Below are 13,934 nucleotides of genomic sequence, written 5' to 3'. Positions count from 1 at the left end.
CTCGCCGGGGCGACCGTTCGCGCCCGGAACAGCTTATAAGAGTCCTTGCCCCATGAAAGTGACGAGCGGCACCCATCCGGCGTCGCCGGTCAGCTCCGCCTTCGCGTCCTGCCGGAACGTGCTCATCGGCATCGGCGCGCTCAGCTGCGTCATCAACCTGCTGATGCTGACCGGCCCCTTCTTCATGCTGCAGATCTATGATCGCGTGCTGGCCAGCCGCAGCGTTCCCACCCTCGTTGCGCTGCTGATCCTGGCGGCCGGGCTCTATGCCTTTCAGGGCCTGCTCGATCTGCTGCGGGCGCGCGTGCTGGTGGGCTTCGGCATGCGCCTCGATTCCCGGCTGCGGGCCATCTCCTTCGATCTCATGTCGCAGCTGGCGCTCCGGCGCGGGCGCGACGCCAACGCGCAGCAGCCGCTGCGCGATCTCGACCAGCTCCGCCAGTTCCTCTCGGGGCAGGGGCCGGTCGCCATCTTCGACCTGCCGTGGATGCCGCTCTATCTCGCGGTGCTGTTCATCTTCCATACCGTTCTGGGCCTGCTCGGGCTCGCCGGCATCGTGGTGCTCTGCACGCTGATGCTGATCACCGAGTTCTCCACCAAGGGGCCGACCCGCATCGCCGCCCGTCGTTCCGCGGTGCGCAACAGCCTCGCCGACAGCTATTGCCGCAATGTCGAGCCGGTCGCGGCGATGGGCATGAAGGCGATCCTGCGTCAGCGCTGGAACGAGGCCCATGCCGCCTATCTCGACGACAACCAGCGCGCGGTGAACGTCTCCGGCGACCTGTCGTCGATGAGCAAGGTGTTCCGCTTCCTGCTCCAGTCGCTGATGCTCGCCGCCGGCGCCCTGCTGGTGATCGAGGGCGAGGCTTCCGCCGGCGTGATGATCGCCGCCTCGATCCTGTCGTCGCGGGCGCTGGCTCCGGTCGAGCTCGCCATCTCCAACTGGCGCGGCTTCGTCGCCGCCCGCCAGAGCTATGCGCGCCTGTCCGCCCTGTCGGCCGAGTTCCCCGCCGCGCCCACGCCCATGCCGCTGCCGGCCCCGGTCGGTCGCCTCGATGTCGAGGCGCTCGCCGTGGCGCCGCCCGGCCAGCCCCGGCCCACCGTGGCCGGCCTGAGCTTTTCCGTTCCGGCCGGCAGCGCCGTCGGCGTGATCGGGCCGAGCGGCTCGGGCAAGTCGACGCTGGCGCGCGGCCTCGTCGGTGCCTGGCCGGTCTCGAAGGGCGGCGTGCGGCTCGACGGCGCCGCGCTGGAGCAGTGGGACAGCGACGCCCTCGGCCGGCACCTCGGCTACCTGCCGCAGGACATCGAGCTGTTCGACGGGACGATCGCCGAGAACGTCTCGCGCTTCCAGCCCGACGCCACCCCGGAAAAGGTGATCGCCGCCTGCGAGCGGGCCGGCGTGCACGAGATGATCCTGCGCCTGCCGAGCGGCTACGACACCCGCCTCGGCGAGGGCGGCGTCTCGCTCTCCGGCGGCGAGCGCCAGCGCGTGGCGCTGGCTCGCGCGCTCTATGGCGAGCCTTTCCTGATCGTGCTCGACGAGCCCAACTCCAACCTCGACGCGGATGGCGAGGCGGCGCTGACCCGCGCCATCAAATGGGCGCGCGAGGCGCAGCGCGTGGTCATCGTCGTCGCCCATCGCCCCAGCGCCCTGTCCGCCGTGGATCTCGTGCTGATGATGGGCGGCGGGCAGCAGCAGGCCTTCGGCCCCAAGGCCGAGATCCTCGGCCGTGTTCTCAAGCAGCCGGTGGCCGCGTGATGATGAAGAAGCTCCTCGCCCGTCTGGGCCGCCTCGCCACGCGGCGCCCGGCGCCGGTCGGCACCGCCGATGACGGCGTCGACCGGCATCTGCGGCTCGGCATCGCCGTCATGGTGTTCCTCGTCGTCGGGGGCGGCGGCTGGGCGGCGATGGCCTCGCTCAACGGCGCCATCGTGACCGCCGGCACGGTGGTGGTCGACAGCTACGCCAAGCGCGTCCAGCATCCGGAAGGCGGCGTGGTCGGGCGGATCCTCGTCCAGAACGGGCAGAAGGTGGAGGCGAACACCGTCGTCCTGCGCCTCGACGACACCGTGACCCTCGCCAATCTCGGCGTCGTCGACACGCAGATGGTGGAGCTCGCCGCCCGCCGCGCCCGTCTCGAGGCCGAGCGCGACGGCCGCCCCGGCATGGACGATCCGTCCTATCTCGCCGGCCGGCGCGGGCAGGAGAACGTCGCCCGCGCGATCGATGGCGAGCGCAGCCTGTTCGTCTCGCGCCGCTCGGCGGTGGACGGGCAGGTCGCACAGCTGAAGGCGCAGATCGGCCAGTTCTACGACGAGGCGGCGGGCCTTTCCGCGCAGATCGCCGCCAAGAACGCCGAGCTGGGCTATATCGAGGAGGAAATCGCCGGCGCGGAGGAACTGCACGCCAAGGGCCTCACGCCGCTGACCCGGCTGCGTTCCCTGCAGCGCGAGAAGGTGCGGATCGAGGGCGAGCGCGGCCAGCTCCAGGCCGATCTCGCCCGCTCGCAGGGGCGCGCCAGCGAGACCGAGCTGAAGATCATCCAGATCGATCAGGACATGCGCGCTGAGGTCATCAAGGAGCTGCGCGAGCTCGAAGGCAAATGGGCGGAGCTGCAGGAGCGCCGCATCGCCGCGCAGGACAAGCTCACCCGCGTGGACCTGCGCGCGCCCATCTCCGGCGTCGTGCACGAACTCGCGGTCCACACCGTCGGCGGCGTCATCTCGCCGGGCGAGACGGTGATGATGATCGTGCCGGAGAAGGACAAGCTGGTGGTCGAGATCCAGATCTCGCCGGCCGATATCGATCAGGTGTCGATCGGCCAGCCGGCCATGGTGCGCCTCTCGGCCTTCAGCCAGAAGACCACGCCGGAGCTGCACGGCTCGGTGGCGCGGGTCGCCGCCGATCTGACCAAGGACGAGAAGGCCGGCACCAGCTTCTATCTCGCCCGCGTCGAGCTGCCGCCGGAGGAGATCGCCCGGCTCGGCGGGCTCCAGCTCATGCCGGGCATGCCGGCGGAGGTGCACCTGCAGACCGGCGAGCGCACGGCGCTGAGCTATCTCGTCAAGCCGCTGCGGGACCAGATCGCGCGGGCGATGCGGGAAGAGTGAGCACCGGAGCCGCGAGCGCCGGGCTCGCGGGCGTCGGTCCCGTGAGCGCGGCACCGGCGACCGCCGGCAGCGCGAACGCCGCCTCGGCGCAGGCGAAGAAGTCGGCGATGATCGGCAGGCGCCGCCGCTCGTCGAGGCACACCACATACTCGTCGATGCAGATGCTGGCGTCGCGCAGCGGCACGTAGCGCAGCCGCGAGTCGAAGCCGAACTCGAGATCGCAGATGGCCCCGGCGCCGAAGCCGGCGGCCACCGCCTCGCGCACGCCCTCGCGCGTCGAGACCTCCAGCACCGGGCCGAGCGTCACGCCCTTCTGGGCGAGGTTCTGCTCGAACACCGCCCGCGTGCGCGAGCCGCGTTCGCGCAGCACGAAGGGGCAGCCTTCGAGATCGGCCAGCGACAGTTCCGGGCGCGCCGCCCAGGGATGGCGCTCGGGCAGGAAGATGCCGATCTTCATGTGCGTCAGCGGGCGCACATGCAGCCGTTCGTCAGCCGGCAGCTGCGCGGTGATGCCGATGTCGACGCGGTATTCGAGCAGTTGCTCGATCACGCTGTCGGAGTTCTGCACGATGAGCGAGAAGGCGAGCTTGGGCCGGCGCATCTTCAGAAGGCGCAGGATCGGCAGGCAGTGGACCACGCCGTCCGAGGCCACCCTCAGCCGCCCGCCTTCCACCTGCGGGCTCTTCAGCAGCATGCCGGCCTCGGTGAGCGCGGCGAACAGGCGCGAGGTCACCTTGTAGAGCGCCTCGCCGTCATGGGTGAGGGTGACGCCGCGCGGCTTGCGCTCGAACAGGGCGACGCCCGAGGCGGTCTCGAGCTGGCGCACCTGGCCGGAAAGGGTGGACTGGCTGACCGCCATCTCGCGCGCCGCCTGCGAATAGCCGCCGGCGGCGGCCACGAAATGAAACGCGCGCAGCTGCGTGACCGATACCATGCGTGTCTCCATCGCTTCTTCGCCTGCCGGGCGCCGCTCCGATTGCGAAGCCGGCATGCCATGCGGGGGCAGGGCGTCGGCGCTCGTCCTCGGACCGGCTGGTCCCGAAGGGGGGATTAACGCAGGCTCCCGGATGGATTTGTGACAGTTCGGCGTTACCCCAAAAGCGCTGAATTCGCTCGATGAATCCCGCCCGATCTGCCGCCATCGAAAATACCCATAGGCCGCATTGCGAATGAGACTGGATGTGAAGCCCCAGGTTTCAAGAACCTGTCATCCACGACATCTAGCTACGGCGGCCATGGCAACAGCGCCGCACCGGGCGCATCGAACGGGAATAGATGACCTATGGTTACCATTACCAAGCCGATTCTCGATTTCATTACCGCGCGCGGTTCTGAAAATCGGGTCATCGATCTGAACACCGTCTTCAGCGGCGAGGGGCTCACCTACACGGTTTCCGGCTCCGATCCCTCGGTCGCGGCGGTCACCGTCGAAGGTAGCCAGCTCACGATCGATTTCCTGGAGACGCTCGGCTATTCCGATCTGAAGATCACCGCCACGGATTCGAGCGGCACCAGCGTCACCGACAATGTCCGCGTGCGCGTCGCCGGCGAGAACGCCTACACCATCGCGGTGCTGCCCGACACGCAGGACTACACCAACGCCTGGGCCATCGACACCTTCAAGGGCATGACCCAGTGGCTGGTCGACAACAAGGACAGCCTGAACATCCAGTTCGTGAACCATGTCGGCGACGTCACCGGCTCGAACACGGTGGCCGAATGGGAATACGCGGCGCAGGCGCTCGGCATCCTCAACGGCAAGATCCCCTATTCCGTGCTGCCCGGTAACCACGACCAGGCGTCCGGCGGCTCGGCCAGCGACTACACCAGCAACCTCGACCTCTACTTCTCGCCCGAGCAGCAGGCGGCGAACAATCCGGATACCTTCGGCGGCGTCTACGACCAGGAGCCGGACAGCGCCCGCAACAGCTACCAGACCTTCACCGCGCCGGACGGCACGAAGTGGCTGGTGCTCAACCTCGAATTCGGCGCGCGCGAGGACGTGGTGCGCTGGGCCGGCGAGGTGATCGAGGACAACCTCGACGCCCGCGTCATCATCAACACCCATTCCTACATGACCTGGGCCGGCCGCCACGACGCCACCGGCTCGCCGCTCTATGACGAGGGCACGGGCTACAATTACGGCCTCGGCAACTCGGCCGAGGGCGCGAGCGACGGCGAGGCGATGTACCGCGCGCTGGTGCAGAAGTACCCGAACGTCACCTTCACCTTCTCCGGCCACATCTTCGGCGACGGCGCGGAAACGCTGGTCAGCTACGACCAGTTCGGCAACCCCGTCTACCAGATGATGGTCAACTACCAGTACGGCGTCGCCGACGAGACCACCGGCAACGGCGATCCGGCCAACGGCAACACCGGCGGCCACGGCGCCATCCGCCTCATCACCATCGATCCCGACAACGGGGCGATGTACACCACCACCTACTTCTCCGAGCTCGACGAGTACGTCGTTCCCGGCCGCGGCGAGGAACTCGACCGCGACGACCTGACCGGCCCCTATCGCGGCCATGAGGAGACCTACACCGGCATCGATCTCGGCACGCCCGAGGTGCCGGCGATCGCCAAGGCCGGCAACGACCAGTTCGTGAGCGCCGCCGCCGGCCAGGACAAGGCTTCGGTGACGCTCGACGGCGACTGGACGCTGAATCCCAACAACGACGCCGGCCTGACCTATGTCTGGACCGACCGCGACGGCAACGAGATCGCCACCGGCGCCACCCCGACGCTGGCGCTCGGCGCGGGCGATCACGTGCTGACCCTGACCGTCACCGACAGTGCCGGCAACGTCTCCCGCGACGACGTGCGCATCGTGGTCTCCAACGCCGGCACGCTGCTCGTCGAGAACTTCAACGACGGCAACCTCGACGGCTGGTCGGCCCCCGGCTCGGTCGAGGTGAACCAGGGCACGACCGAGGAGTTCGGCATCGCCGCCCTCGGCGAGGGCGCCTCGGTCACGCAGCTTCCCGGCTTCGATCTCGCGCAGGGCCTGCGGGTCCAGCCGACCCAGCTGCCGCCCGGCCAGACCTCGCTCGACAGCTACACGCTGGTGTTCGACCTGCTGATCCCGGAAGAGACGGCGTCCGGCTTCACCTCGCTGTTCCAGACCGACACCGCCAACGCCTCCGACGCCGAGTTCTTCCTGCGCAACAATTCGGACGGCACCGCCGGCCTCGGCATCAGCGGCGTCTATGAGGGCGCGATGAGCTATGACGAATGGCACCGCGTCGCCATCACCGTCGACAAGACCGATGCCGGCTACGTGCTCTCCAAGTACGTCGACGGCGTCAAGGTCGGCGTCCAGACCATCGACGACAGCCGCTTCTCCATCGACCTGAGCAAGGGCGTGCTGCTGTTCTCGGACAATGACCGGGAGGTCTCGCCGCTCTACGTGTCGAGCTTCCTCGTCACCGACAAGGTCTACACCGACGACGAGATCTCCGCCCTCGGCGGCGCCAAGGCCGGCGGCATCGTCGACACCGCGCCCTCGCCGTTCTCCACGCAGATCGACTTCGGCGCGTCCGGCATGCCCGACACGTTCGGCCACTCCACGGCCAGCGCCGGTGCGCTCGGCGGCGGTGTCGGCAGCTACATGGTGAAGGGCACGGCGAACTCGCGCGACACCGCGGAGGACGGTCAGGCGGGCCTCGAAGGGCGCGCCTATGAGCGCTCCAACAACGCCAACAACGTGCTGTTCTGGAACGCCGACGAGGCCAAGTCGTGGTCCGACTACACCGTCGAGGCGACGCTCAAGGTCAATGACGGCGACGATATCGGCCTCGTCTTCTACTATCAGGACGACAAGAACTACTACCGCGTGGTGCTCGAATCCCAGAGCAACAGCCGGTCGGTGGTGAAGGTCGAGGACGGCGTCGCCACGGTGCTCGCCACCGAGCATGGCGGCACGCCGTGGAACCGCGACTTCCAGCTCAAGGTCACGGTGTCGGACGGCGAGATCCGCGCCTTCCTCGACGGCGAGGACATGTTCGGCGCGGTCGTCGATACCGCCCCCTTCACCGGCGGCACGATCGGGCTCTATTCGAGCAACGAGAACTCGCAGAACCAGATGGGCGCGCAGTTCGACAACATCAGCGTCAACAAGGTGGCGCTCACCGCCCATGCCGGCAGCGACGTCCGCCTGCTCGACAGCGACGGTGACGGCCTGGTCGCGGTGGACCTCGACGCCGGCAGCTCCTACGGCAATGCCGACATCGTCAGCTATGTCTGGAAGGACGCCGACGGCACTGTCGTCGCCGAGGGCAAGACGGCGTCCGCCACCGTGGGCACCGGCCGCAACGTGCTGACGCTGACGGTCACCGACGCCGCCGGCAAGACCTCGACCGACACGGTCACCGTCGACGCCGTCGCCAAGGACCGCGTGCTGCTGTCCGACGCGTTCGGCGGCACCGACTTCTCCGACTGGACCATCGTCGACGAAGGCGAGTTCGGCGGCGTCGGCGCGGACGGCACCTCCTCGCAGTGGGAGCTGCGGAACGGCGCGCTGGTCCAGCTCTCCGACCTGAAGAGCCGCCAGCTCGAGTGGAACGGCGCGTCCAACACCGACCCGTGGGACAAGGGCTGGAGCCCGCTCGGCGACGGCGTGAACGTGCTGCGCAAGGGCACCTATGCCCTCTACAACGACCCGGACGCGAAGGGGTGGAGCGACTACGCGGTCGAAACCACCATCTCCACACCGGACAACGGCGCGGTCGGCGTGCTGTTCTATTACCAGGACGAGAACAACTATTATAAGCTCGAGCTGGACGCGAACGGCGACTACGACTGGAACCCCTACAACGGCGCTGGCAGCCTTTTCCAGCTGATCCAGGTGAAGGACGGCGTCGAGAAGTACCTCACCCAGATCCCGGCGAAGTACACGCCGGGCGAGGCCTTCGATCTTCGCGTCGAAGTGAAGGACAACAAGATCCAGGCCTCGGTCGACGGGATGGAACTCTTCGCCTACGCGATCGAGGACCATGCCCAGACCAAGGGCACGGTCGGTCTCTTCGCCTGGGACAGCGCGGGCGTATCGTTCGACAACGTTTCCGTGGTGTCGCTGGCCGACGACGCGGGCCCGCAGCCGGGCGACAACACCGCGCCGCTGGCGTCCGACGACACCGGCTTCACCGCCCAGGCCGGCCAGATGCTGGTGCTGAGCGCGGCGCTGCTGCTCGCCAACGACACCGACGCGGACGGCGATACGCTGAGCATCCTCTCGGTCGGCAATGCCGTGGGCGGCACCGCGACGCTCGACGCGGCGGGCAACGTGCTGTTCACCCCGACAGCCGGCTTCAACGGCGCGGCGTCGTTCACCTACACCGTCTCCGACGGCGAGGGCGGTCATGACACCGCGAAGGTGGAGATCGCCGTCGGCGCGCCGGTCAACCACGTACCGGAAGCGACGGACGACCGGCTCTACGTGCTGCAGGGCAAGCCGGTGGACATCGCCGCCGGCAGCCTGCTGGCCAATGACCGCGACACCGACGGCGACACGCTGACGCTGGTGTCGGTTCAGGACGCCACCCATGGCAGCGTGCAACTGGTCAACGGCAAGGCGGTGTTCACGCCGGCGGCCGGCTTCACTGGCGAGGCCTCGTTCACCTACACCGTCTCCGACGGCAAGGGCGGGCAGGACACGGCGAGCGTGACGGTGGTGGTGCGTCCGCAGCCGAACCGGGCGCCGGTGGCGGCCAATGACAGCTTCGAGGTCAATGCCGGTGCCGCCGCCTCGCTCGCGACGGCCCTGCTGCTGGCCAACGACACCGACGCCGATGCCAACCCGCTGAGCGTCGTCTCGGTGCAGTCGGGCACCGGCGGCACGGTGAAGCTGCAGGGGGACCACGTCGTGTTCACCCCGGCCGACGGCTTCACCGGCGAGGCGAAGTTCACCTACACCGTCAGCGACGGCAAGGGTGGCACGTCGAGCGCGACGGTGACCGTCAACGTCAAGGAAGTCGATCCCTATGAGGGCTGGACCCGTGGTACCGCCGGTGACGACGAACTGCGCGGCAATGCGGTGGCGGCCAACAAGATCTACGGGGATGCCGGCCACGACGTCATCTATGGCGGCATGGCCGCCGACGAACTCGACGGCGGCGCCGGCAACGACGTCCTCCGTGGCCACCAGGGCAACGACACCCTCGCTGGCGGCGCGGGCGACGACCTTCTCGAAGGGGGCGCCGGCAATGACCGGCTCCGCGGCGGCGAAGGCGACGACGTCCTGCAGGGTGGCCAGGGCGACGACATCCTCGGCGGTGCCGCCGGTGACGACGTGCTGTACGGCGGTGGCGGCAACGACACCCTCTATGGCGGCGTCGGCGACGACCAGCTCGACGGCGGCCAGGGCGACGACCGTCTGATCGGCTTCACCGGCGATGACGTGATGACGGGCGGCGCGGGCCACGACACCTTCGTGTTCGCGGCCAACTCCGGAGCGGACATCATCGTCGACTTCCGGCCGGGCGAGGACACCATCGAGTTCGACGGTCTCGACTTCGAGACCTTCGACGACGTGGTCGCCGCCATGGTCAACACCGCGGCCGGCGTGGCCATCCAGCTCGACGACAGCGGCGACAACTACGTGGTGCTGGAAGGCATCGTCAGGACGCATCTGAGCGCGGACGACTTTACCTTCGTGTGACCCGACGGCTCACGCCGATATCGCCGAGGAAGCCCCGGCAGGACCGATGTCCTGCCGGGGTTTTCTTTTTGGGATTGGCGGAAAAGGCGCGGTGCGCGTCCACCGGTGGCGAGCCCTTGCCTGTCGGCGTCGCGCCGGGCGGAACTGGGCCGCCAGCCTCGGCCAGCACGGTTCCGCCTGCCCCGACCTTGCCGGCCTATGGCGGCCGTGTCTTCAGGCATGTCCGCTCCTTTCCCTGAAGTCATTCCAAGCGGTCGGGGGCTGGCAGGCGGCGCTTGACATCACCGCCGATCTCCATCAGCGTGCGCCTCACGAGAAAAAAATCAGACTGTGAAAAATTTCTCGTGCCGTTTCGGGCAGGGTCCGGCGGCTGTCGTGGGGAGGAGGCGTGCCGTCCGGCCGATGCCGGGTCCGGTTCCGCTTCCATGAAACAATCAGCGCCTGGCGCGGCCTTGAGCCGCCACGGGCGGGCTCGCTCATGGAGATGGCCCAATGAAGATGAAACTTGCCGTCCTGGCGGCGTCGATCGCGCTGCCCTTCGCCGCCGGCTCCGCCCTCGCGGCCGACAAGCCGCAGTTCCGCTGCCAGCCGGGCGAGACCTACTACATGAACGTCATGGTCAGCGGCATCGAATACTGGCAGCCGGTGTTCGAGATGTTCAAGCAGGCCGCCGAGCAGCTCGGCTGCAAGGCCGAGTACAGCGGCACGCCGGAATACGACGTGACCAAGCAGCTCACCTCCTTCGAGCAGATCCTGCCCCGCCAGCCCAAGGGCATCCTGCTGCACCCGATGAACGCCGATCCGTTCATCGAGCCGATCCAGCGCGCCCATGACGCCGGTATCCCGGTCGTCACCTTCGCCGCCGACTCCCCGAACAGCGCGCGCGTCGCCTACGTCACCTCCGACAACCGCCGCGAGGGTGCCGCCGCCGCGGACGCCATTGCCAAGGCGATGGGCGGCAAGGGCGAATACGCCGTGCTGGAAAACCCCGGCCAGGGCAATCACGACCTGCGCGTCACCTCCTTCATCGAGCGCATGAAGGAAGCCCATCCCGACATGAAGCTGGTCGGCCGCTCGGTCACCAACCAGGACGCCAACAAGGCCTATCAGTCGGTGCTCAGCCTCGCCCAGGCCAACCCGAATCTCGGCGCGGTGTTCATGCCGGAAGCCACCTCGGCCATCGGCGCGGCGCAGGCCGCCGTCGAGCTGAACAAGGGCATCAAGGTCATGACCGTCGACGTCAACGAGAAGGTGCTCGACCTGATCAAGGCCGGCGACATGTTCGGCGCCATCAACCCGAACCAGGGCGTGCAGGGCTATATGGGCTTCATGGCCCTGTTCCTGGCCGCCCATCCCGAGCTCATCGACCCGATGAACGACTACAAGCGCACCGGCGCCAACCCCTTCGCCCTGCCGGTGATCGACAACGGCTTCGCCATCGTCACCCGGGACAACGCCGACGACTTCCGCTGGCCCGCCTACAAGGCGCGCCGCGAGAAGGCCGCGCAGAACTGAGCCGTGCCCTGCGGCATTCCGGGGCCGCGTCCCGGAATGCCGCAGCCGCGCCAAGCCGCCGGTAAACGGAGGAAGCTCGCATGGATTCCGAAACGGCCGCTCCGCCGCGCCTGCGGCTGGAGAACATCGTCAAGTCGTTCGGCCCGGTCCGGGCGCTGAAGAACGCGCAGTTCGACCTGCGCCCCGGCGAGATCCACGCGCTGGCGGGCGAGAACGGGGCGGGCAAGTCGACGCTGATGAACATCGTCGACGGCATCCTCCAGCCGGACTCCGGCCGCATCTTCGTCGACGGCGAGGAAGTGACCATCGCCAGCCCGGCGGCGGCGCAGGCGCTCGGCATCGGCCTCGTGCATCAGGAGATCGCGCTCTGCCCCGATCTGTCCATCGCCGAGAACCTGTTCATGAGCGCGACCGCCACCAGCGGCCGGCTGCTCATGGATTTCGGCACGCTGCGCCGCCGCGCGCAGGAGGTGATGGACCGGCTGCAGCCGATCCCCGTCGACACCCGCGTCGGCGACCTGTCCATTTCCGAGCAGCAGCTCGTCGAGATCGCCAAGGCGCTGACGCTCGACTGCCGCGTGCTCATCTTCGACGAGCCCACCGCCGCGCTCACCGAGCCGGAGGCGCAGCGCCTGTTCGCCATCCTGCGCGACCTGCGCGCCCGGGGCATGTCGCTCGTCTATATCAGCCACCGCATGGCCGAGATCTTCGCGCTGTGCGACCGCATCACCGTGATGCGTGACGGCAACCACGTCAGCACCGACCCGATCGCCGCCCTGTCGCCGGAGACGGTCGTCAACCGGCTGGTCGGGCGCGAGCTGTCCCGCCTGTTCCCGCACAAGGCGCAGGACCTTTCGCAGAAGCCGCCCGTGCTGTCGGTGCGCGGCCTCTCCGACGGCCGGCGCTTCGAGGACGTGTCCTTCGAGCTGCGCCACGGCGAGATCCTCGGCTTCGCCGGCCTCATCGGCGCCGGCCGCACCGAGATCGCCGAGGCGGTGTGCGCCCTGCGTCCCCGCACGCACGGCGATATCGCGCTGAACGGCGTGCCGCTCACCCAGCAAAGCTATGCCGGCAGCATCCGCAGCGGCGTCGTCTACCTCTCCGAGGACCGCAAGGCCTCCGGCGTCTTCGTCGACCTGCCGATCGCGCAGAACGTCACCGCGCTGCGCCCCTCGCTGGTCTCGCGCTTCGGCCTCATCGACCAGGCGCGCGAGCGCTCCTTCGCCGACGCGCTCGGCCGCAAGGTCGGGTTGAAGCGGGGCCGCATCACCGATCCCGTCTCCTCGCTGTCGGGCGGCAACCAGCAGAAGGTCGGCATCGCCAAGATGCTGTCGGTCAACCCCTCCGTCATCTTCCTCGACGAGCCGACCCGCGGCGTCGATGTCGGCGCCAAGGCCGAGATCTACGACATCCTGCGCGAGCTCGCCTCCGCCGGCACCGGCATCGCCGTCATCTCCTCCGAGCTGCCCGAGCTGATCGGGCTGTGCGACCGCATCCTCGTCGTCCACGAGGGGCGCATCGCCGGCGAGGTCGCCGACGGCCCGCTGATGACCGAGGAGCACATCATCGCCCTTGCCTCCGGCCTGCAGCCCCCTGCGAGCGCGGCCGCCTGACGCCCTGAAGGATCGAGAGAACACCCATGGCCATCGGACACCAGACCAGCGGCGGCGCCACCGAGACCGCCCGCGCGCCGGCTCCCTCCCTCTTCGTGACGCTGACCGGGCATCGCGAGATTGGGCTGCTGGCGATCATCGTGATCCTGTTCGCGGTGATGAGCTTCGCCTCGCCCTATTTCCTCACCGTCTCCAACATCAAGACGATGCTGCTCTCCTTCTCGGTCGAGGGCATCGTCGTGGTGGGCATGACGATCCTCTTGATCGTCGGGGGGCTCGACCTCTCGGTCGGCGCGGTGGTCTGCCTGTCGATGGTGGTGGCGGGCCAGCTCTTCCTCGGCGGGGTGGACCCGTGGCTCGCGAGCCTGGGCGGCATCGCTGCCGCCGCCGCGGTGGGCGTGGGCATGGGCCTGTGCGTCACCCGCATCGGGCTGAGCCACTTCATCGCCTCGCTCGCCGCCATGGTGATCGTGCGCGGGCTGTGCATGGTCATCACCAACGGCTCGCCGCTGTCGCTGTTCTCGCTGCCCAAGGAGTTCAAGTTCATCGGGCAGGGCAGCGTCTACGACATTCCCTTCGTGATCATCCTGTTCGTGGTCATCGCGCTGCTGTTCGATTTCCTGCTGCGCAACGCCACCGCCTTCCGGCAGGTCTTCTACACCGGCAGCAACGAGAAGGCGGCCGCCTATTCCGGCGTGAAGGTGAACAAGGTGAAGTTCCTCGTCACCGTGCTGTGCTCGGTGCTGGCGGGGATCGCCGGCATCGTCTACATGGCCCGCCTCGGCTCGGCGACGCCCAATTTCGGCGTCGGCATGGAACTCAACGTCATCGCCGCGGCGGTGATCGGCGGGGCCAGCCTGAAGGGCGGAACCGGCTCCATCTTCGGCGCGGTGCTCGGTATCGCGCTGCTGTCCATCGTCAGCAGCTCGTTGATTTTGCTGAACGTGTCCGCCTACTGGCAGGAGATGATCAAGGGCATCATCCTGCTCGGAGCGGTATCCTTCGATCATCTCCTCAACCGCTATCGCGCGAAATAA

Annotated in this window: 7 protein-coding genes; 6 read left to right on the top strand and 1 reads right to left on the bottom strand. The window is 68.3% G+C overall.

Features of this window, described 5'->3' with window-relative positions; translation table 11 throughout:
- The first annotated feature begins 52 nt into the window (after nt 1–52).
- Nucleotides 53–1,759, top strand: coding sequence for a type I secretion system permease/ATPase (locus tag STARVERO_RS13085; RefSeq protein ID WP_159599280.1), 1,707 nt, complete (start codon nt 53–55; stop codon nt 1,757–1,759).
- Nucleotides 1,759–3,111, top strand: a complete 1,353-nt coding sequence (locus STARVERO_RS13080; RefSeq protein WP_159599278.1) for an HlyD family type I secretion periplasmic adaptor subunit — start codon at nt 1,759–1,761, stop codon at nt 3,109–3,111. The genes STARVERO_RS13085 and STARVERO_RS13080 overlap by 1 nt, the downstream gene beginning before the upstream one ends.
- On the opposite strand, the gene STARVERO_RS13075 is transcribed toward STARVERO_RS13080, so the two are convergent.
- Nucleotides 3,065–4,045: a LysR family transcriptional regulator gene (locus STARVERO_RS13075; protein WP_159599276.1), complete on the bottom strand. Its 981-nt coding sequence runs from the start codon at nt 4,043–4,045 to the stop codon at nt 3,065–3,067. The two genes, STARVERO_RS13080 and STARVERO_RS13075, sit on opposite strands and share 47 nt — an antisense overlap.
- Before the next feature lie 348 nt (nt 4,046–4,393).
- Between STARVERO_RS13075 and STARVERO_RS13070 the strand changes: the two genes are divergently transcribed.
- The 4 genes from STARVERO_RS13070 (at nt 4,394) to STARVERO_RS13055 (ending at nt 13,934) form a co-directional block, all read left to right on the top strand.
- A complete protein-coding gene (locus tag STARVERO_RS13070; protein ID WP_159599274.1) occupies nt 4,394–9,769 on the top strand; it encodes an Ig-like domain-containing protein in 5,376 nt (1,791 codons plus the stop codon).
- A 492-nt stretch (nt 9,770–10,261) separates the two neighbouring features.
- On the top strand, nt 10,262–11,284 hold the full coding sequence (locus STARVERO_RS13065) for a substrate-binding domain-containing protein (RefSeq protein WP_144344530.1): 1,023 nt from the start codon (nt 10,262–10,264) through the stop codon (nt 11,282–11,284).
- 80 nt (nt 11,285–11,364) lie between these two features.
- Nucleotides 11,365–12,897 (top strand): sugar ABC transporter ATP-binding protein, encoded by a 1,533-nt coding sequence (locus STARVERO_RS13060; RefSeq protein ID WP_159599272.1) that lies wholly within the window; start codon nt 11,365–11,367, stop codon nt 12,895–12,897.
- 26 nt (nt 12,898–12,923) lie between these two features.
- Entirely contained in the window at nt 12,924–13,934 is a 1,011-nt protein-coding gene (locus STARVERO_RS13055; RefSeq protein ID WP_159599270.1) for an ABC transporter permease, read from the top strand.

It is taken from the genome of Starkeya nomas (assembly GCF_902703545.1).
Lineage (GTDB): Bacteria > Pseudomonadota > Alphaproteobacteria > Rhizobiales > Xanthobacteraceae > Ancylobacter > Ancylobacter moscoviensis.
This window is presented reverse-complemented; position numbering and strand designations above follow the sequence as displayed.